This window comes from Streptomyces sp. NPDC027672, from assembly GCF_055566335.1.
Map to the genome: position 1 here is coordinate 413,263 of NZ_JBVHSO010000006.1, position 19,549 is coordinate 432,811.

At 72.6% G+C, this 19,549-nt stretch carries 14 protein-coding genes, 1 tRNA gene and 3 pseudogenes; 11 read left to right on the forward strand and 7 right to left on the reverse strand.

Annotated features, from left to right (window positions below):
- The first annotated feature begins 15 nt into the window (after positions 1–15).
- From ACZ4SV_RS17720 to ACZ4SV_RS17730, 3 genes are all read left to right on the forward strand, one after another.
- Positions 16–1,221, forward strand: coding sequence for a DNA polymerase III subunit delta' (locus ACZ4SV_RS17720; RefSeq protein ID WP_468005273.1), 1,206 nt, complete (start codon positions 16–18; stop codon positions 1,219–1,221).
- Between the two features lie 190 nt (positions 1,222–1,411).
- Positions 1,412–3,022: an alpha/beta hydrolase gene (locus tag ACZ4SV_RS17725; protein ID WP_468005275.1), complete on the forward strand. Its 1,611-nt coding sequence runs from the start codon at positions 1,412–1,414 to the stop codon at positions 3,020–3,022.
- 107 nt (positions 3,023–3,129) lie between these two features.
- Positions 3,130–3,206 (forward strand) — tRNA-Thr (locus ACZ4SV_RS17730).
- A gap of 43 nt (positions 3,207–3,249) precedes the next feature.
- Here ACZ4SV_RS17730 and ACZ4SV_RS17735 read toward each other — a convergent pair.
- Positions 3,250–3,447: pseudogene (locus ACZ4SV_RS17735) on the reverse strand (tyrosine-type recombinase/integrase); the annotation flags it as partial.
- Here ACZ4SV_RS17735 and ACZ4SV_RS17740 point away from each other — a divergent pair.
- Positions 3,440–3,865: an NUDIX domain-containing protein gene (locus ACZ4SV_RS17740; protein WP_468005277.1), complete on the forward strand. Its 426-nt coding sequence runs from the start codon at positions 3,440–3,442 to the stop codon at positions 3,863–3,865. The pseudogene ACZ4SV_RS17735 and the gene ACZ4SV_RS17740 overlap by 8 nt on opposite strands.
- Here ACZ4SV_RS17740 and ACZ4SV_RS17745 read toward each other — a convergent pair.
- A pseudogene (locus ACZ4SV_RS17745) lies at positions 3,853–4,402 on the reverse strand (HD domain-containing protein). The gene ACZ4SV_RS17740 and the pseudogene ACZ4SV_RS17745 overlap by 13 nt on opposite strands.
- A gap of 123 nt (positions 4,403–4,525) precedes the next feature.
- Positions 4,526–4,786, reverse strand: a pseudogene (locus ACZ4SV_RS17750) (GntR family transcriptional regulator); the annotation flags it as partial.
- Between the two features lie 672 nt (positions 4,787–5,458).
- Here ACZ4SV_RS17750 and ACZ4SV_RS17755 point away from each other — a divergent pair.
- From ACZ4SV_RS17755 to ACZ4SV_RS17765, 3 genes are all read left to right on the forward strand, one after another.
- Positions 5,459–5,593 (forward strand): hypothetical protein, encoded by a 135-nt coding sequence (locus ACZ4SV_RS17755; RefSeq protein ID WP_468005279.1) that lies wholly within the window; start codon positions 5,459–5,461, stop codon positions 5,591–5,593.
- Between the two features lie 733 nt (positions 5,594–6,326).
- Entirely contained in the window at positions 6,327–7,220 is an 894-nt protein-coding gene (locus ACZ4SV_RS17760; protein WP_468005281.1) for a glycosyltransferase family 2 protein, read from the forward strand.
- Positions 7,221–7,708: 488 nt separating this feature from the next.
- A complete protein-coding gene (locus tag ACZ4SV_RS17765; RefSeq protein ID WP_468005283.1) occupies positions 7,709–11,191 on the forward strand; it encodes an AfsR/SARP family transcriptional regulator in 3,483 nt (1,160 codons plus the stop codon).
- An 85-nt stretch (positions 11,192–11,276) separates the two neighbouring features.
- On the opposite strand, the gene ACZ4SV_RS17770 is transcribed toward ACZ4SV_RS17765, so the two are convergent.
- Positions 11,277–12,959 (reverse strand): bifunctional 3'-5' exonuclease/DNA polymerase, encoded by a 1,683-nt coding sequence (locus ACZ4SV_RS17770; RefSeq protein ID WP_468005285.1) that lies wholly within the window; start codon positions 12,957–12,959, stop codon positions 11,277–11,279.
- A 240-nt stretch (positions 12,960–13,199) separates the two neighbouring features.
- Here ACZ4SV_RS17770 and ACZ4SV_RS17775 point away from each other — a divergent pair, with 240 nt between their 5' ends.
- The gene (locus ACZ4SV_RS17775) at positions 13,200–14,306 is read left to right on the forward strand and encodes a DUF2786 domain-containing protein (RefSeq protein WP_468005287.1); all 1,107 of its coding nucleotides are present in this window, start codon (positions 13,200–13,202) and stop codon (positions 14,304–14,306) included.
- An 8-nt stretch (positions 14,307–14,314) separates the two neighbouring features.
- On the opposite strand, the gene ACZ4SV_RS17780 is transcribed toward ACZ4SV_RS17775, so the two are convergent.
- Positions 14,315–14,830, reverse strand: a complete 516-nt coding sequence (locus tag ACZ4SV_RS17780) for a DUF4232 domain-containing protein (protein ID WP_397947817.1) — start codon at positions 14,828–14,830, stop codon at positions 14,315–14,317.
- A 95-nt stretch (positions 14,831–14,925) separates the two neighbouring features.
- Positions 14,926–15,411 (reverse strand): hypothetical protein, encoded by a 486-nt coding sequence (locus tag ACZ4SV_RS17785; RefSeq protein WP_468005289.1) that lies wholly within the window; start codon positions 15,409–15,411, stop codon positions 14,926–14,928.
- 414 nt (positions 15,412–15,825) lie between these two features.
- Between ACZ4SV_RS17785 and ACZ4SV_RS17790 the strand changes: the two genes are divergently transcribed.
- Positions 15,826–16,095: a DUF397 domain-containing protein gene (locus ACZ4SV_RS17790; RefSeq protein ID WP_397943512.1), complete on the forward strand. Its 270-nt coding sequence runs from the start codon at positions 15,826–15,828 to the stop codon at positions 16,093–16,095.
- A gap of 159 nt (positions 16,096–16,254) precedes the next feature.
- Here the strand turns inward: ACZ4SV_RS17790 and ACZ4SV_RS17795 are convergent, their stop codons facing one another.
- On the reverse strand, positions 16,255–16,731 hold the full coding sequence (locus ACZ4SV_RS17795) for an ATP-binding protein (RefSeq protein ID WP_468005292.1): 477 nt from the start codon (positions 16,729–16,731) through the stop codon (positions 16,255–16,257).
- 364 nt (positions 16,732–17,095) lie between these two features.
- Here ACZ4SV_RS17795 and ACZ4SV_RS17800 point away from each other — a divergent pair, with 364 nt between their 5' ends.
- Both ACZ4SV_RS17800 and ACZ4SV_RS17805 read left to right on the forward strand, forming a co-directional pair.
- The gene (locus ACZ4SV_RS17800) at positions 17,096–17,920 is read left to right on the forward strand and encodes a helix-turn-helix domain-containing protein (RefSeq protein WP_468005353.1); all 825 of its coding nucleotides are present in this window, start codon (positions 17,096–17,098) and stop codon (positions 17,918–17,920) included.
- An 87-nt stretch (positions 17,921–18,007) separates the two neighbouring features.
- A complete protein-coding gene (locus ACZ4SV_RS17805; protein WP_468005294.1) occupies positions 18,008–19,468 on the forward strand; it encodes an aldehyde dehydrogenase family protein in 1,461 nt (486 codons plus the stop codon).
- Positions 19,469–19,549 lie beyond the last annotated feature (81 nt).

Here is a 19,549-nt window from a genome sequence, read left to right on the forward strand (position 1 = left end):
AGGGCGGCGTGACCCATGACCGTGTGGGACGACCTCGTCGGGCAGGAGAAGGTGAGCGCGGTGCTCGACGCGGCCGCGCGGGACGCCGACGCCCTCGTCACGGCCACGTCGACCGGCCAGCCGCCGCCCGAGGCGTCGAAGATGACGCACGCCTGGCTGTTCACGGGCCCGCCGGGCGCGGGCCGCGGACAGGCGGCGCGGGCCTTCGCCGCGGCCCTCCAGTGCGTGAGCCCCGACCGCGCGCTGGGCGGCTCCCCCGGCTGCGGCTTCTGCGACGGCTGCCACACCGCGCTGCTCGGCACCCACGCGGACGTCACGACGGTCGCCGCGGTCGGCTCCGAGATCCTGGTCAAGGACATGCGGGACACGGTCCGCAAGTCGTACACGGCCCCGGCGACGGGCCGCTGGCAGATCATCCTGGTGGAGGACGCCGAGCGGCTGAACGAGAAGTCGGCCAACGCCGTCCTCAAGGCCGTCGAGGAGCCCGCCCCGCGCACGGTCTGGCTGCTGTGCGCGCCCTCCATCGAGGACGTTCTGCCCACCATCCGCTCCCGCTGCCGCCACCTGAACCTGCGCACGCCGTCCGTGGAGGCGGTCGCCGACATGCTCATACGGCGCGACGGCATCGAGCCCGAGGTCGCCGCGTCCGTCGCCCGCGCCACCCAGGGCCATGTCGACCGGGCCCGCCGGCTGGCCACCGACCCGGCGGCCCGCGAGCGCCGTGCCGCCGTGCTGCGGCTGCCCCTGCGGCTGGACGAGATCGGCGCCTGCCTCAGGGCGGCCCAGGAACTGGTCGACGCGGCGGCGGAGGACGCCAAACAGCTCGCCGAGGAGACGGACGGCAAGGAGACCGAGGAGCTGAAGGCGGCGCTCGGCGCGGTCCAGGGCGGCCGGATGCCGCGCGGGACGGCGGGGGTGATGAAGGACCTGGAGGAGATGCAGAAGCGCCGCAGGACCCGGACGCAGCGCGACAGCCTGGACGTCGCCCTCGGCGATCTCACCGCCTTCTACCGCGACGTCCTCGCCCTCCAGCTCGGCACGCGCGTGGCGCTCGCCAACGCCGACGCCGAGGACGCCCTGGAGCGGCTGGCGCGCGGCAGTACCCCCGAGTCCACGCTCCGCCGCATCGAGGCCATCGCCGCGTGCCGCGAGGCCCTGGACCGCAATGTGGCGCCGCTGCTGGCGGTGGAGGCGATGACGATGGCCCTGCGGGCGGGCTGAGGCGGTGCCGGTGGAGGTGCGGACGGCGGCCGTCGTCTGACCGGGGGGTGTGGGCGGCAGGCTGGGTCGAGGAGGCCAACGTCCTAGTCGCCCTCCCGGCCCGGCTACTGAGCGCCCCGGCGTGTCCCCCGTAGGAGGCACAATCCACACGCATCGCACCTGAGTCGTCGCGCAGCGTTACGCTCGCCTGATGCACACCAGGCCCTCTCCCCGCCCCCGCCGGACCCGGGACGCCCGCTCCCGGACGACGGCCCGTCTCACGGCCACCCTGCTCACGGCCGCCGCACTGCTCGTGTCCGCCTGTTCCGCCGGGAGCCCGTCCACGTCGGTCGGCGGGACGGTGCAGGCGGGGCTCGCCGCGCTGCCGCGGGCGACGCCGTCGGCGCTGACGCCGTACTACGGCCAGCGGCTGCGCTGGCGCGACTGCGGTGCCCCGGGGTTCCAGTGCGCGACGATGAAGGCGCCGCTGGACTACGCCGATCCGGGCGCCGGCACGGTCCGGCTCGCCGTGTCCCGCAAGAAGGCCACCGGCACGGGCAAGCCGCTCGGCTCGCTGCTGGTCAACCCGGGCGGTCCGGGAGGATCGGCGGTCGGGTACCTCCAGCAGTACGCGGCCCTCGGCTACCCGGCACGGATCCGCGCCCGTTACGACATGGTGGCGGTGGACCCGCGGGGCGTCGCCCGCAGCGAGCCCGTGCAGTGCCTCGACGGGCGGCAGATGGACGCGTACACGCAGACGGACGTGACACCCGACGACCAGCGGGAGCGCAAGGCGCTGGTCGCGGCGGACCGCACGTTCGCGGAGAGCTGCGGGACCCGCTCCGCGCGGCTGCTGCGGCACGTCTCGACCGTGGAGGCCGCCCGGGACATGGACATCCTGCGGGCGGTGCTCGGGGACCGGAAGCTGAACTACGTCGGGGCGTCCTACGGCACGTTCCTCGGCGCGACCTACGCCGGGCTGTTCCCCGGGCGGGTCGGCCGGATGGTGCTGGACGGCGCGATGGACCCGTCGCTGGACGCCCGCAGGCTGAACCTGGACCAGACGGCGGGCTTCGAGACCGCGTTCCAGGCGTTCGCGAAGGACTGCGTACGGCATCCCGGCTGCCCGCTGGGCGCCAAGGGGGCCACGCCGGCACAGGTCGGCGACCGCCTCCGGGCGTTCTTCCGGACGCTGGACGCCCGCCCCGTCCCGGCGGGGGACGCGGACGGCCGCCGGGTGGGAGAGGCGCTGGCCACGACCGCGGTGATCGTCTCGATGTACGACGAGGCGTCCTGGGCGCAGTTGCGCGAGGCGCTGACCTCGGCGATGAAGGAGCACGACGGGACCGGGCTGCTGGCCCTCTCCGACAGCTACTACGAGCGGGACGCGAACGGCCACTACAGCAATCTGATGATGGCCAACGCCGCCGTGAACTGCCTGGACCTGCCGGCGGCCTTCTCCGGCCCCGAGGAGGTGGAGAAGGCGCTGCCCGCGTTCGAGAAGGCGTCCCCGGTCTTCGGCCCCGGCCTGGCCTGGGCCTCGCTGAACTGCACGTACTGGCCGGTGCGGGCCACGGGTGAGCCGCACCGCATCACGGCGGAGGGAGCGGCGCCGATCGTGGTGGTCGGCACGGTCCGCGACCCGGCGACGCCGTACCGCTGGGCCCGTTCGCTGGCCGCCCAGCTCTCCTCGGCGCGCCTGCTGACCTACGACGGCGACGGCCACACGGCGTACGGCCGCGGCAGCGCCTGCATCGACACGGCGATCGACACCTACCTCCTCCAGGGCACCCCGCCGGCCGCCCGAAAGCGCTGCTCATAGCCCCTGCCACCCACCCCGGGGCCACCTTCCCGGGGTGGGTACGAAGCACCTCGGGAAACTGTGTAGACTTACCGACGTTGCCGATCGCACCATGGTGCGGGCAGCACGCCGCTTTAGCTCAGATGGCCAGAGCAACGCACTCGTAATGCGTAGGTCTCGGGTTCGAATCCCGAAAGCGGCTCCACTGAAAGACCAGCTAGGAACGTCCCTAGCTGGTCTTTCGTCGTTCAGCGCCCGCGGCGACGGCGCCGGGCGCGGGCCGCACGGCTGTCGCCGGTCTCACTTCTGGTCTCAGTCGCGGGTTCCGGACGGGGCATGAAGGCGTCGCCCATCCGGCGCATCGCGTCCTTCGAGAGGTGCGAGCGTCCCTTCACGTATCGCCGGGTCTGACTGATCTGGGTGTGCCGCAGGATCTCCATGATGGTGCCGTCCGTCGTCGCCTTCGTCCAGAACGAAGCCGGCCAGGTGCTCATGATCCAGCGGTCCGACAACGGGCGCTGGGCATTGCCCGGAGGCGGTCACGACGTGGGCGAGTCCATCAGCGACACCGTCGTGCGCGAGGTCTGGGAAGAGACCGGGACCAAGGCGGAAGTGGTCGACGTGTCCGGGCTCTACACGGACCCCGGACACGTCATGCAGTACGACGACGGCGAGGTGCGCCAGCAGTTCAGCATCTGCTTCCGGGCGCGGCCGGTCGGCGGCGAACTCCGTACGAGTAACGAGACGACGCAGGTCCGCTGGGTGGACCCAGCGGACCTGGCGGAGCTGGACGTGCACCCCACGATGCGCCTCCGCATCGAGCACGCCCAGGACAAGACGCGTACGGCTCCCTACATCGGCTGACGCGTGGCGGCGCCGACGCGTTCGAGTACACGGGACGTGCACGCAAGGATCTCGGGTTCGGCCCGGCGGATGAACGTCCCGATGAGGCTGTCCGGCCCGTACCGCCCCGTGATCTCGTTGATCCGCTCGATCGGGTTCGTGGGCGTGCCGTCCGGCGTGGTGTTCATGTCGCAGTAGCAGAGCGCGTCGTTCAGGTGCGCCTGCTCGCGAGGAAACTCGGACTCCAGCTCGGCGCGCATGCCGCGCGCCTCCGCCTCCATCCAGGCACAGGAATAGTGGGCGACCAGGTTGATGACCCGCTCATCGGCGCCGGCAACGTCCCGGAGGTAGGTGGAAGCCGGTCTTGGCGAGGTCCGGCGCGTAGCCGATGTCGTGCAGGACGGCGGCAGCCTCCAGCAGGTCCGCATCCTGGTCAAGAACGAGCGCGATCGTGCGCGCGCTCTTGGCGACCCCGAGACAGTGATTCCAGCGCCGCGGCAGCGGTTCGGCGAGCAAGGACTCGGCCAGGGGATAGGCCCACTCGGTCAAGGTCGGCAAGCTACGAACGCTCCTCTCGTGCCGGCACGGCACGGACCGTCCGCACCTTGCCCTGTCCGCCCCCCTCGCCAGCACGCCGGCGGCCTCCAGCTTCTCCAAGGCCCTGGTCACCGTGGGGCGTGAGACGTCGAACCGCTCGGCCAGCGGGGAAGCACTCGGGAACGCTTCCCCGGCTTGGATCCCGTCAGTCGCGATGACCTCGGCAATCCGCTCATGGAGAGGGCGACGGTCGACTTGCGTATCGGACCGAACAACGCGCCAGCGAGCCCTTGGCGCGGGCGCGGCTAGACCTTCCTGCCGCAGCACGCCGTAGGCGCGGATAGCGACCCCGCGCGAGACGCCGTGTTCGCGCATGACCTCAGGCAGGGACGGCAGCTCGGTCATCTCCGGGTTGCCCTAGATCAGAGCCCTTATCGAGTCAGCGACCTTCAGGAACGTCCCCCGAGGGCTGGCCTGCTGCGACACCCGTTCTCCCCTCTGCTGGAACTGGCGGAATCAAGCGTCGCATGCTCTGCACGTCTAGGTGTAGGGCCAGGCCTCAGGTGGCGCACTCCGTAGTGGTACACGCGCAGCAGGGGAAGTGATCTGCGTCACACAATTTCGATCGATTGGCTCGCTGCCTGAGTAACGCCGGGCAAACGGCGCTGGGGGAGAACTGCCACGTGCTTACCGGCGGCTCTTCCGTCGGTCGCTGCTTCTGTCTTGCGTCTACTTGACTGCCTTGCGCCTTACTTGGCGTGTGACCTCGGGAAACGCGGCATTACGTCTTCTTGGTTACGTCTTTGCAGTGCTAATGACTTGCGCGAAGTTGTCCCCAGTTGAATCTAATCAGTCCCATGCTAACGGAAGCAAGGATGTGTCTTGATGAGTTTGCATTACGAAATCTGCTTCACTAGTGAAGATGCCGACTTGCGGTCGTCCGCACCCTCGACTTGTCTCTGCCCGCCTATGCTTAGGCCCGGTTCCTCCGCCCGTTTCACCGAGTCGTTCGCCTCGATTCAAGGCGAACCCCTGAGTTGTACTCAGGGCCACTTCAGGGACGGAAGGAGAGGCCAGGTGGCCGAGGAGCAATCCGGTGACGGTCGCTGCACGCGGTGCGAACGCCGTCGGTCGATTCGACAGGCGGTTGTGGACTGGGTGCCGGTGATCGCCGTGGTCATCAAGGAAGTGGTGCGGTACCTCTCGTCGTGACGGGAGAGCGTGAACCCGCCGGCGGGCTCAAAGTACGAGCCCGACCGAATGTTGGACGGCCGGGCTCGTGATCTGCACCCCTTGGGGCCTGACGCTGTAGGCGCAGCGTCGGGCCCTTCCTTGTCTCTTAAGACTTACGGGGTCAGGCACTCACTGTACCGGGCTATGCATTACATCGACATGCATAGCCCGGTACGGCGGCGCTGGCCACTCCCGGTCGGCAGCAGCGTCAAACGTTTGACGCTGAACGCGTCTCACGCCCTCCAGTCGAGCGGTCTGCCCTCCGCGACGCGTCAAACGTTTGACGCTCCTCTCTGCATGCTGGTGCGCAGCGTGGGCCGACGGAGTCAGGGCGTGAGTAGCGGTCTCAATCACGGTCTCAACGGGCCCGCATTCCGGCGGTGCCCGTGGTCGTCCGCTGAAGTCCGAAGTCCTGCCTGACCAGCGGGGTCTCCTGCATCCCGGACTACCACGGACGTCCCCGGACCAAGATCGCACAACTCGTAATGCGTAGGTCTCGGGTTCGAATCCCGAAAGCGGCTCCACTGAAGCCCAGCTCAGACACTGTCTGAGCTGGTCTTTTGCGTTCAGGGGCGGCGGCGGTGGCCGTCAAAGACGTGGCAAAGCGGGCCGGGGTGCGGTGAACCCGTGGCTGGGCGGCGACATCTTGGTGAACGGCGGGCAGCGCGCGTTCGGGCGGCGGTGCCGCCGGCGGCCGGATGGGGTGAGGGACGTGCAGGCGCCGAGGATCGCCGTCGCCGTGGTGACGATGGGCAACCGGCCCGCCGAGGTCGACGCCCTGCTGGAGTCCGTGGCCGGGCAGGACCTCGCCCCCGCCCGCATCGTGATCGTCGGCAACGGCTGCCGGCTGCCCGAGTTCACCCGCCGACTGTCCCTGCCCGGCGAGGTCACGACCGTGGACGTCGAGGAGAACCTCGGCTGCCCGGGCGGCCGTAACGTCGCCCTAGCCCGGCTGCGGGAGTTCGGGGACGTCGACGTCGTCGTGGAACTGGACGACGACGGACTGCTCGTCGGCCCCGGCGTGCTGCGCCGCGTGCGCGACCTGTACGCCGCCGACCCCCGCCTCGGCATCGTCGGCTTCCGCATCGCCGACGAGCACGGCGAGACACAGCAGCGGCACGTGCCCCGGGTGGGCAAGTCCGATCCGCTGCGCGGCGGTTACGTCACCGGGTTCCTCGGCGGCGGGCACGCCCTGCGGATGGCGATGCTGGCCGAGACCGGGGACTGGCCCGCCGCGTTCTTCTTCGCGCACGAGGAGACCGACCTCGCCTGGCGGGCCGTCGACGCCGGCTGGAAGATCCTCTACGCTCCCGAGCTGCTTCTCCGGCACCCCAGGACCTCACCGGCCCGGCACGCCATCTACTACCGGGTCAACGCCCGCAACCGGGTCTGGCTCGTCCGGCGCCGGCTGCCCCTGCCGCTCGTCCCGCTGCACCTCGGGGTGTGGACGCTCCTCACCCTCGCCCGCACCCGTTCCCCGGCCGGGCTCCGCGCGTGGTGCGGCGGGTTCGCGGAGGGGCTGCGGGAACCGGCCGGCGAGCGACGGCCGATGCGCTGGCGGACGGTGTGGCGGCTCACCCGGCTGGGCCGGCCGCCGGTGATCTGAGCGACCGGTGAGCGCTGGGCGGCTGGCGGCCGGTGAGCTTTGGGCGGCCTGGCGCCGGTCGCGCCATGTGAGAGGCGCGTCCTGACCGGCGCGGGAAAGCGGGACGGGGCCCCGGTCGTTCACCTCCGACGGCCGGGGCCCTTGTTCGTCCCCGGATCCGGCCAGCGGCGACACTCCCCCGAGTTACGCGACATACGCGCGCGCCGTCGAGCCGGATCCGATGTGGTGATCACATCAGGATTCGCCAACGGATCGCTAACATGTGGCCAACGGTTCGTCGGCGGGCCGCCGAACGGTTGGCCGGAAGTTGTCCCTCGAGAGCGGGAAAAGCCCCTCGGACGGGCTGATTCCGCCTGCGGCCGGGCACACAGAAGGTGGCGGGAAACCGTTGCGGACAGGGCGGGTTTCCGCCAGGCAGACGGCGGGCACGGGCCCGCCGCGGAGCGCGGGTCGGCCCCGACCGCGCGGGAAGGCTGTGGAGCGGCGTGATGCGGCGGTGCGAGCTGCGCTTCGGACTGCTGGGACCGCCGGTCCTCTACGACCGACTCCCCGACCGACCGCCCCACGGCCTCCCGTACGACCCACCCGCCCACGTCTTCGGCCCTCCGCCCACCGGCGCCCCGGGCGAGCCCGCTCCCGGCACCGCCGCCGGTACCTCCTCCCGTACCGCCAGCACCTCCGGTACCCCTGTTCCCGGCCATAAGAACGAGAAGGCCGCCGAGAGCGCCACCGCGGTCGACGCTCCGGACGACGGTGTCCGGCCCATCGGCAGTCCCAAGGTCCGGGCCCTGCTCGCCGCACTGCTGCTGGAGCCCGGCCGGGTCGTCTCCGTCGAGTCGCTGAAGGACGCGCTGTGGGGCGGTGCACCGCCCGTCTCCGCCCAGGCGTCCCTGCACAACCACGTCACCCGGCTCCGCCGGCTCCTGGACGATCCCGAGCGGCTCAAGGCCGTACCGCCGGGTTATGTGCTGCGGGTCGACCAGGGCGAGCTGGACGTGCACGTCTTCGACGCCCGGGTCGCCGAGACGCGGGCCGCGCACGCCCGGCGGGACTGGCCGGGCGTCGTACGGGCCTGCGCCGCCGCGCTCGCGCTGTGGCGCGGCACCCCGCTCAGCGGACTCCCCGCCGACATCGGCGGCTACGCCCTCGTGCAGCGCCTGGACCAGGCCCGGCTGCTCCTGCTGGAGTGGCGTTACGACGCCGAACTGGCGCTCGGCGGCGCCCGGCCGGCCGCGCTCGTGCCCGAGCTGACGGCCCTGGTCGCCGAACATCCGCTGCGCGAGGCGTACCACCGTCAGTTGATGCTCGCCCTGCACCGCACCGGCCGCCAGGCCGAGGCCCTCGCCGTCCACCGCGATCTGCGCGCCCGCCTGGTGGAGGAACTCGGCATCGAACCGGGCCCCGCGGTCCGCGAGGCGCACGTCGAGGTGCTGCGGTGCGGCGACGGGCAGCGGCGGCCGGGCGAGGCGTACGGCGCACCGCGGCCGGCCGCGCCCGCACCGGCCGGATCGCCCTGGCGGCCGGGCAAACCGCCCTACACCAGCACCGACGGCGACCCGGAGCACACCACCGGCCCCGAGCACACCGCCAGCGACTCCACACCGCCCGCGCCCCTCACCCCGGGGGCCACCAACACCGCCACCCCCACCCCCGCTGTCCCACCCTCCCCCCACCACCCGCACACCCCCCACTCCCCACCGGTCCCCGCCGCCCCGGCCCCCCGCCAGACCCCGCGCCCGGCGCAGTTGCCCGCTCCGCCGGCCCACTTCACCGGGCGGGTGGACGTACGGCGGGAGCTGCGCCGTGCGCTGACCGAGCCGCCCGCGCCGGCCTCGGTCGTCGCGGTGATCAGCGGTATGGCCGGGGTCGGCAAGAGCGCTCTCGCGCTGCACGTCGCCCATGAGCTGCGGGAACGTTTCACCGACGGTCAGCTCTACGTCAACCTGCGCGGCGCCACCCCCGGCATGACCCCGCTCACCGCGGCCCAGGCGCTCGGCGCGCTGCTGCGCGATCTCGGCGTGGACGCCCGCAACATCCCCGAACACCCGGACGCGGCCGCCGCGTTGCTGCGCTCGCTGCTCGCGCCCGCCCACGTCCTGCTGGTACTGGACGACGCCGCGCACGCGGCCCAGGTACGGCCCCTGCTCCCGGCCGGGCCCGGCTGCGCGGTGATCGTCACCAGCCGTTCGCCGCTCACCGCGCTCGACGGTGCCCGGCGCTTCCCGCTCGCGCCGCTGACCGGCGAGGACAGTGCGGCCCTGCTGCGCGCGGTGAGCGGCCGCGCGGGGCTGGACGCCGCTCACGCCCTGGTCGAGCTGACCGGGCGGCTCCCGCTGGCGCTGCGTGTGGTCGCCGCCCGGCTCGCCGCCCGCCGCGCCCTCACCCCGGACGCCCTGGCCGGTCAGCTCGCCGAGACCGGCGGGCGCTTGCGCCATCTGGAGTACGACGATCTGAGCGTCCGGCGCTCCCTGGCCGTCGCCCACGACGCGCTCGCCGCCGCCGCGCGCGAGGCCGACCGGGACGCGGCCCTCGCCCTGCGTCGTATCGGCGCGCTCGACCTGCCGACGTACGGCGCTCCGCTGATCGCCCGGCTCACCGGCACCGACGAGCGGCGGGCCGAGGCCGCCCTCGACCGGCTGGTGGACGTGACCCTGCTGGAGGAGACGGCGTTCGGCCGCTACACCCCCCACGATCTCGTCCGCGACTTCGCCCGGGAACTCGCGGACGCCGACGCGCGGGCCGCCGCGGCGGGCGCGACCGCCCGTGGCACCACCGCCACCGGCCGCACCGGTGACAGCACCGGCACCGCCGATCTCATCGCGTTGCGCTGGTACGGCGCCGTGGCCGAACGGGCGCTGACGGCGGTCGCGGAGTCCGGGCCGGACCAGGACGACCGGCGGCGGCCGACCGCCGCGCAGCCGGCCGGGCACGCGGCCGAGGTGGCCGCGCTGGCGTCCTTCGAGTCGGCCGGGGACGCGTTCGCCTGGGCCGACATGGAGCTGGAGAACGTCGTCACGCTGGTGGCGCGGAACGCGGACACCGAGGATCCGCACATCGCCGCCCGCCTCTCGGTGCTCGCGCGGCTGCTCTTCCCCCTGGTGCAGCGCAGCGGCCGGATCGCCGAGATGGAGGTGCTGGGGCGGGCCGCGCTCGCTACGGCGCGGCGGCTGGGGGACCAGGCGGCGGAGGCGTACGCGCTGGGCGACCTCGCGGCGCTGCACTTCCTGACCGGCCGGCAGAACGACGCGCTCACCCTGACCGACCAGGCCCTGGAGATCTGGGGACGGCTGGGCGTGGCCTCCCGGATCCGGCGCTGCCTGAACAACCGCGGGCTGCTGCTGGAGGGGCTCGGACGGTTCGCGGAGTCGGGGGAGGCGCTGCGGCAGAGCCTCGCCTACTCGCGGCTGCTGGACGACCCGTACGGCGAGGCCGTCACCCGCAGCCACCTCGGCAACCTCTACGAGCACACCGATCCGCGCGCCGCCATCGAGCAGCACCGGCGCTCGCTGGCGATCGGCGAGCGCATCGGCGCGGTCGTCGTCCGGCACTCGGCGCACTGCAACATCGGCTACGCCCATCTCACCCTCGGCGAACCGGCCGCCGCCGCCCGGCACTTCGAGGAGAGCCTGCGCATCCTCGGCGGCCACGGCGACTGGCACGGCGAGTCGCAGACCCGGCTCGGCCTGGTCCGCGCGCTGCGGCGGCTCGGACGGACCGAGCGGGCGGCCGGCGAGTGCGCCGAGCTGCTGCGCCGGGCCGAGGACCGCGCCGACCGCTACATGGGCGGGCTGGCCCTGCACCAGCACGGGCTGCTGCTGCGCGAGCAGGGGCGGGGGAGGGAGGCGTACGACGCCTGGCGCACGGCGTACACGGCCCTGGACGGCACGGACGAACAGGCGGTCCTCACCGAGCTGCGGGAACTGCTGAGCGCCGACGGCCCGGACGGCCCGCGAAGCGGAGTTGCGGAATGACGGCGGCCCGAGCGGCCCTTGCGGCCCGAGCGGCCCGGGAGCGGGAGCGGGAGCTGCCGAGGGACGCGCCGCCCCGCGTGGCCGCCTACTTGGCGTCGGCGTAACACTCCACCACCGCCGTCGTGAACGGGAACCGCACCGGTGTGTCGCCGAAGGTCAGCCGGCCGGCGAGGGCGGCGGACTCGCGGATGGCCTCCGCGACCGCGTCCGCCTCCTCGGCCGGGCAGTGCACGATCACCTCGTCGTGCTGGAAGAAGACCAGCTCGGCCGCCATGTCCCAGAGGGCCTGGCGCAGCGCGGCGAGCAGCAGCAGGGCCCAGTCGGCGGCGCTGCCCTGGACGACGAAGTTCCGGGCGAAGCGGCCCCGCGCGCGGGAGTTCGTCGAGGCGTAGCCGGGAACCCAGCCGGACTGGACCTCCGGTTCCTCCTCGCCGACCGGGATGCCCGCCTCCTCCGCCTCGCCGCTGCCGGCCGCCGGCGGGCAGGTGCGGCCCAGCCAGGTGCGCACCAGCCGGCCTTCCTCGCCCGCGCGGGCCGCCTCGTCCACGTAGGCGACGGCCGTCGGGAAGCGGCGGCGGAGCGCGGCGAGGTTCTTCAGGCCGTCGCCCGAGGTCTGGCCGTAGATCGCGCCGAGCACGGCGAGTTTGGCGTGGTCGCGGTTGCCGGAGAAGGCGCGCTCGGAGACGGACTGGTAGAGGTCGCTCTCCCGGCCGGCCACCTCCATCAGTCCCGGATCGCGGGAGATCGCGGCCAGGACGCGGGGTTCCATCTGGTCGGCGTCGGCCACCACCAGCCGCCAGCCGGGGTCGGCGACCACGGCCCGGCGGATCACCTTCGGGATCTGCAGCCCGCCGCCGCCGTTCGTCGTCCAGCGCCCGGTGACCGTGCCGCCGGCGAGGAACTCGGGGCGGAAGCGGCCGTCGCGCACCCAGTCCTGGAGCCAGGACCAGCCGTGCGCCACCCAGATGCGGTACAGCTTCTTGTACTCCAGCAAGGGGGCGACGGCCGGGTGGTCGACGGACCGGATCTCCCAGCGGCGGGTGGACTTCACCTTGATCCCGGCCTGGGCGAAGGCCTTGACCACATCGGCGGCCAGGTCCGGCCGCACCCGGCGGCCGAAGGCCGTGGAGATCTGGTCGGCCAGCTCGGCGAGGCGGCGCGGCTCGCCGCCGCCCGCGTACCGCTCGCCGAGCAGGGTGTGCAGCAGCTCGCGGTGGACCGGGGCGCTCCAGGGCAGCCCCGTCCGGTTCATCTCGGCGGCCACCAGCATCCCGGCGGACTCGGCGGCGGTCAGCAGCCGCATCCGGTCGGGGTGGGCGGTCCGCCGGTGCCGTCCGAGCTGGTCGGCGTAGACCGTGAGCAGGTCGGACAGGGGCAGGCGGGTGCCGGTGGGCACGAACAGCGGGGACTGGGCGCCCGGTGCGGCCGCGTGCTGCGGCGGGTCGGGCGGGACGGGGCCGCCGCGGAGGCGGGCCAGGGCGGCGGCGGCCGAGCGCGGCTCGCCGTACCGGCCCTCGTGGCCCAGCAGGAGCGTCTCGGCGTCCTCGATGTCGTAGCACCGCTCCACCCGCACCCCCGCGGCGAGCAGACGCGGATAGACCTCGGCGGTCGACCGCCACACCCAGCGGGTCACCTCCGGGCGGCTGCGTACCGCCCCGGCGAGATCGCCCTCCCGCCGCACCGGTCCGGCGGGCAGCCCGTCCGGGCCGAGGGGGGCGACGTCCACGCCCGCGTCCTCGGCCGGTGCGAGCGCCCACCGGTCGGTCATGTCCGCGAGTGTGGCAGGCGGGTCCGACAATCGCCCGCGACCTGCGGACTCCTTCGGCGCGCGGCACTCGGACACGGTCCGCAGGCCGGTGGCGGTGATCCCGGCCTGTCCCGAAGATCCCGTTATGCCCGAAGAGTTTCCGCTCCTCCGCGAAACTGCGCCACAGCTCCCCCGACTCGTTGTCCACAGCCTGTGGACGGCCGTGCCCCGCTGTCGGTGGCGCATGGCACGATCGATGACGTGACCAGTACCGCCAGCACCGTCGAGCGGGCCTTCCGGGCCGCCCTCTACGACGACACCGACACCGGCCTCGACACGGGTGCCTCCCTGCTCGCCGCCGACCCGGCCGCCGACGCCGAACTCGCCCTGCGTGGCGAGGAGTTCGTGGCGACGGCGTGGCGGCGCGGCTGGCAGCCCGCCGATGTCGTACGGCTGGTCCGGCGCGAGCTGGAGGACACCCACGCCGGCCTGGCCGCCGGGCTGATCCGGGCCCAGGCCGGGCGGGACCGTCCGCGCGGGCGCCGCTGGGCCGCCCAGTTGGCCGAGCTGCCCGCCGACGAGCGCGCCGCCGACCGCTTCTCCCAGGCCACGGCCGTCCTGGAGCTGTACCGCCTGCTGCTGCGCCTGCCCGCCCTGGAGCCGCTGGAGGACGAGTCCCGCCCCGCTGCCGGCCCGGCCGCCTCCCGCATGCTCACCCGCATCCGCGCGCTGCTCGCCAAGGCCGAGGCGACCGGCTTCCCGGAGGAGGCGGAGGCGCTCAGCGCCAAGGCGCAGGAGCTGATGGCACGCCACAGCGTCGACGAGGCGCTGCTCGCCGCCCAGGCGCCCGCGCCGGACGCCCCCGGCGCCTGCCGCATCGGGGTCGAGCCGCCGTACGAGCAGGCCAAGGCGGTCCTGCTGGACGCGGTGGCCACGGCGAACCACTGCCGCGCGGTGTGGAACGAACCGTTCGGCTTCTCCACGGTCGTCGGCTTCGAAGCGGACCTGGAGGCCGTCGAGCTGCTCTACACCTCGCTGCTGGTGCAGGCCACCCACGCGATGAGCAAGGCGGAGGCGGCCCAGCGGGCCGGCGGCCGCAAGCGGACCAAGACCTTCCGGCAGTCGTTCCTCGCGGCCTACGCCCACCGCGTGGGCGACCGGCTCGCGGCCGCCGCCGAGACGCAGGTGACCCGGGATCTGCTGCCGGTGCTGGCCACGCGCGCGATAGCCGTGACCGGCCGGCTGGAGCGGATGTTCCCGCAGACCACGACGTCCCGGCTGCGGGGCGTCAGCGACGCGGCGGGCTGGACCGAGGGCGCCCGAGCGGCGGACCGGGCCCAGGTCAGGGCCCGCCCGCGGCTGGAGTGACCCGCGCCTCAGTCGCCGACCTGCTGGAAGGCGCCCACGGAGGCGTCGGGCTGGTTCCCGCCGGCCTTCCCGGCGACCGGGCCGTACTTCCACGGGAAGCTGCGGCTGGTGTGGGTGCCGGGCAGGGTGATCTTCACGGTCTGTGCCGCCAGGGTGTTCCGCGCGCCGTCCGCGCCGCGCACATAGCTGACGGAGAAGGTCGCGGAGTCGCCCTTGGCCAGCTTCAGCTTCTGGGCCTTCGCGCCCTTGAGCACGGGCACGGCGGCCTCCTTGCCGCCGCCGCCCAGCACGACCTCGGGGAAGTGGTCCAGGGTGCAGGGCGCGCTCTGGTTGGTGAGGCTGACCGGGATCTCGCCGCTGTCCCCGGCGGCCGGGGCCACGCTCGCCGACCCGATCTGCACGGAGACGCCGCCGATCTCGCAGGCCGAGCCGGCGCTGTTGCCGTTCTTGCCGCCACCGTCGTCGCAGGCGGTCAGCAGCAGGGCGGCGGCGAGGGCGGTGACGGTGAGCGGAATGGCGCGCATGAGCGGGTCCCTGTCCTGGTGGTGACGGTGCCCTTGCATCATGGCGCCTGCCCGCGCACCCCGTACGCGCACCCCTGTCCAAACCACCGGAACGGTCAGCGCTCCAGCCGCGTCGGGAAGCCCGACGGCAGCTTCCCGCCCTCCGCCTTGGTGTACGTCTCCCGGCCCGGCCTGCCCGACCAGGTCACCGTCAGCGTCGTGCCGTCCACCGACTCGACCGTGCCGGTGGTGCGCTCCCCGGCGCCCTGGGCGCAGGTCAGGCGGATCGTCCGCACGCCGGTCCCGGACCCCGCCGTCCCGCCGCACACGGTCCGGTCGGTCGAGAAGAGTCCGGCCTGTGTCCCGGTGATCACCAGGGCCAGGACCCTGCCGCCGGCGGTGGTGATCCAGCTGCCCTCCAGGGCGGCGCCGGTCGCGGCGGGGGAGACGGTGGCCGTCGGCGGGGTCGCGGAGGCGGCCGGCCGCGGCGAGGCGTCGGAGGTATGCCCGGACGTGCCGCCGTCGCACGCCGTGAGCGCCAGCGCGCCCGCCACTGCCGCGGCCAGGGCCGCGCTCCGCACTCTCGCCGTTGCACAGGTCACCGGAACGCTCCTCGGACGGTAGCGGCCGGCCGTCCTCACCGGACGGCCCGCAGCGCAAGTTACCAGTAGTTACCCGAACGATTTCCGGACGCGCGGCAGGACTCCCGGAGGGAATCCCCGGTGCGCCGGATGCGCGCGTGTTTCGGGCCGGGGCGGCGGAATCAGGGAACAAGAAGGGCGCGGTTCGCGTCTGTTGTGGAGGAGGGGCGTTTCGGCCCCAGGACATCTCCTGCCTGCTCCGGGGCACCCGCCGGAGGAACCCGGGTAAAGCGCGCGTCAAAGCTGTAATCGCGGGGCCACAGTTCGTGCACGTGCATCTGCTCATGCGTGTGCACGTGAACAGAGCTATGATCCGGGTCAGTTGACCACTGCATCTATGGCCTCACCAGCCAGTGCACCACCGGGGAGCGATCTGTGGACCGCGACGTTGACGGCGTGTACGGGGGGTACGACGTGTACAACGGCATGGCTGCCACGCAGCTGGACGGAGTGGCCTGGCAGAAGAGCAGGCACAGCAACTCGCAGGGGTCCTGCGTGGAGTTCGCGCGGCTGCCGGGCGGTGAGGTCGCCGTGCGCAACTCGCGCTTCCCGGACGGCCCGGCGCTCGTCTACACGCGCGCGGAGATCGAGGCGATGCTCCTCGGGATCAAGGACGGCGAGTTCGACCACCTGATCGCGAGCTGACCACCGGTCACGCGCCGGCACGGTCCCTGGCAACGATGTCGGACGGGACCGCGGAGAGCCGGCAGCCGCAGAGAGCGGAGGAATCGGGAGAAGCGGGGAAGCCCACGCGTCCGCCGGCAGCGCGCCGTAGCAAATCAGTCGGCCACGCGCCGGACCGGATCAGCCGGTCGTGCGCAGCCGGAACAGGGCCCAGACCACCTTGCCCTGGAGGGTGCCGGCGAGCGGGTGCCAGCCCCAGCTGTCGGCGAAGGAGTCGACCAGGAACAGGCCCCGGCCGGACTCGGCGGAGAAGTCGTCCGACTCCTGGGGCACCGGCGTCTCGTGGCTGGGGTCGCGCACCGCGCACACCAGCCGCTCGCTCCAGCGCATCAAGTGCAGCCGCACGGGCGGCAGCTGCGTGTCGGCGCGGCCCGCGTCCGCCGGCACCGCGTGGCGCAGGGCGTTGGTGACGAGTTCGGAGACGACCAGACACACGTCGTCGAAGCGTTCGCCGATGTCCCACGGATCGAGGGTGTCCCGGGTGAAGCGCCGGGCCTCGCGCACCGCCTCGTACCGGGCGGGGAGAACGCAGGAGGCGGCATCGGACACGGCCGCGGGGTCCAACGGCGGAAGGCCCTGCCGTAACGGCTTGAGCATGGTCGATCCATTCGTCCCCATGCGAGGCACTCCCGGGAATTCGCGGTCGTTGCGATGCAGCGGTGGCGCGGACCCATGGTTTCGGATGCGTAAGTCAGATGCAAGGGCAGATGCACGTGCACGCGACCGAAATAGCCCTGACCGTACCGCTTCTTGGCCATTTTTTCCGCCCTCTTCCCCCGCGGTCGCCGCCAGAGGTCCCGACCTGTGCCCGGTCCGGGCCGCCCGAAACGGCCGAGGCTTTCCGTTTCCGTAACCATGCGAGTACTGCTCGGAGTGTTTTAGTGGCAGACTTCGGCCCTTGAGGACGGTTGGGGAGGCTGGCGAAGTGAGCGCGGGAGAGCCCGGATCGGTGGTGCGGCGGATGCTGCTCGGTTCGCAACTCAGGCGGCTGCGTGAGGCCAGGGGGATCACGCGCGAGGCGGCGGGCTACTCGATCCGCGCCTCGGAGTCGAAGATCAGCCGGATGGAACTGGGCCGGGTGAGCTTCAAGACCAGGGACGTGGAGGACCTGCTGACGCTCTACGGCATCACCGACGAGGCGGAGCGCGAGTCGCTGCTCTCCCTCGCCCGTGAGGCCAACGTGGCGGGCTGGTGGCACAGTTACACCGACGTCCTGCCCAGCTGGTTCCCGACCTACGTGGGCCTGGAGGGCGCCGCCTCGCTGATCCGCGCCTACGAGGTGCAGTTCGTGCACGGCCTGCTCCAGACCGAGGAGTACGCCCGCGCGGTGGTCCGGCGCGGCATGAAGGGCGCGAGCGTTGCCGACGTCGAACGCCGGGTCACCCTGCGCCTGGAGCGGCAGAAGTACCTGCTCTCGGCGAACGCGCCGGAGTTCCACATCGTCCTGGACGAGGCCGCCCTGCGCCGGCCCTACGGCGACCGCGAGGTGATGCGCGGCCAGCTCCAGCACCTGATCGACCTCTCCGAGCGGCCCAACGTACGGCTCCAGGTCATGCCGTTCAGCCTCGGCGGGCACTCCGGCGAGAGCGGCGCCTTCACCATCCTCAGCTTCCCCGAGTCCGATCTGTCCGACGTGGTCTACCTGGAGCAGCTGACCAGCGCCCTCTACCTGGACAAACGCGAGGACGTCGCCCAGTACGAGCAGGCCCTGAAGGAACTCCAGCAGGACAGCCCCGGCCCGGACGAGAGCCGCGACCTCCTGCGCGGTCTGCTGCAACTGTCCTGACCCGCCCCAACTCAGGTGACTCGCAAGTAGGATGACGCTCGATCAGACCTGGCGTGGATCTGTGGCCGCTAGCGATTGAGGGATCACATGTCGTCCTACTTCACCGACCTGGCCCGGCAGTACATCGACGGCGAGTGGCGCCCGGGCTCGGGCTCCTGGGACGTCATCGACTTCGATCCGTACAACGACGAGAAGCTGGCCTCGATCACGGTGGCCACGGTCGACGAGGTGGACCAGGCCTACCAGGCCGCCGCCCGCGCCCAGAAGGAGTGGGCCGAGACCAGCCCGTACACCCGGCGCGGTGTCTTCGAGCGGGCGCTGCGCCTGATCGAGGACCGCGAGCAGGAGATAGCCGAGCTGATCGTCGCGGAGCTGGGCGGCACCCGGGTGAAGGCCGGCTTCGAGCTGCACCTCGCCAAGGAGTTCCTGCGCGAGGCGGTCCACCTCGCGCTGCGCCCCGAGGGCAGGATCCTGCCGTCGCCCGCCGACGGCAAGGAGAACCGCGTCTACCGGATGCCGGTCGGCGTCGTCGGCGTGATCAGCCCCTTCAACTTCCCCTTCCTGCTGTCGCTGAAGTCGGTCGCCCCGGCCCTCGCGCTCGGCAACGCCGTGGTGCTCAAGCCGCACCAGAACACCCCGATCGCCGGCGGCACCCTGATCGCGAAGATCTTCGAGGACGCCGGGCTGCCCGCCGGCCTGCTGAACGTCCTGGTCACCGACATCGCCGAGATCGGCGACGCGTTCCTCGAGCACCCCGTCCCGAAGGTGATCTCCTTCACCGGTTCGGACAAGGTCGGCCGGCACGTCGCCACCGTGTGCGCCCGGCACTTCAAGCGCGCGGTGCTCGAACTGGGCGGCAACAGCGCGCTGGTGGTGCTGGACGACGCCGACATCGACTACGCGGTGGACGCGGCCGTCTTCAGCCGGTTCGTGCACCAGGGCCAGGTCTGCATGGCCGCCAACCGCGTCCTGGTGGACCGCTCCGTGCTGGAGGAGTTCACCGAGAAGTTCGTCGCCAAGGTCAGGACCCTCAAGGCCGGCGACCCGCGCGACCCGGAGACCGTCATCGGCCCGGTGATCAACTCCGCGCAGGCGGCCGCGGTCTCCGGCACGGTCGAGCAGGCGCTCGCCGAGGGCGCCACCGCCCTGGTGCGCGGCACCACGACCAACAACCTGGTCGAGCCGAGCGTGCTGACCGGCGTCCCGGCCGGATCCCCGCTGCTCCAGCAGGAGGTGTTCGGCCCGGTCGTCTTCCTCATCCCGTTCGACGGCGAGGAGGAGGCGGTCCGGATCGTCAACGACACGCCCTACGGCCTCAGCGGCGCCGTCCACACCGGGAACACCGAGCGCGGTGTGGCCTTCGCCAAGCGCGTCGACACCGGCATGTTCCACGTGAACGACGGCACCGTCCACGACGAGCCGATCGTGCCGTTCGGCGGGGAGAAGCACTCCGGTCTCGGCCGGCTCAACGGCGAGACCACGCTGGAGGCGTTCACCACGGTCAAGTGGATCTCGGTCCAGTACGGCCGCAGCCGGTTCCCGTTCTGATCCACGTCTTCGCGTGCGCCGGGCCATAGAGGACAGAACCTGTCCTCCATGGTCCGTAGCGTCGTTCGTGCCGGGGACGAC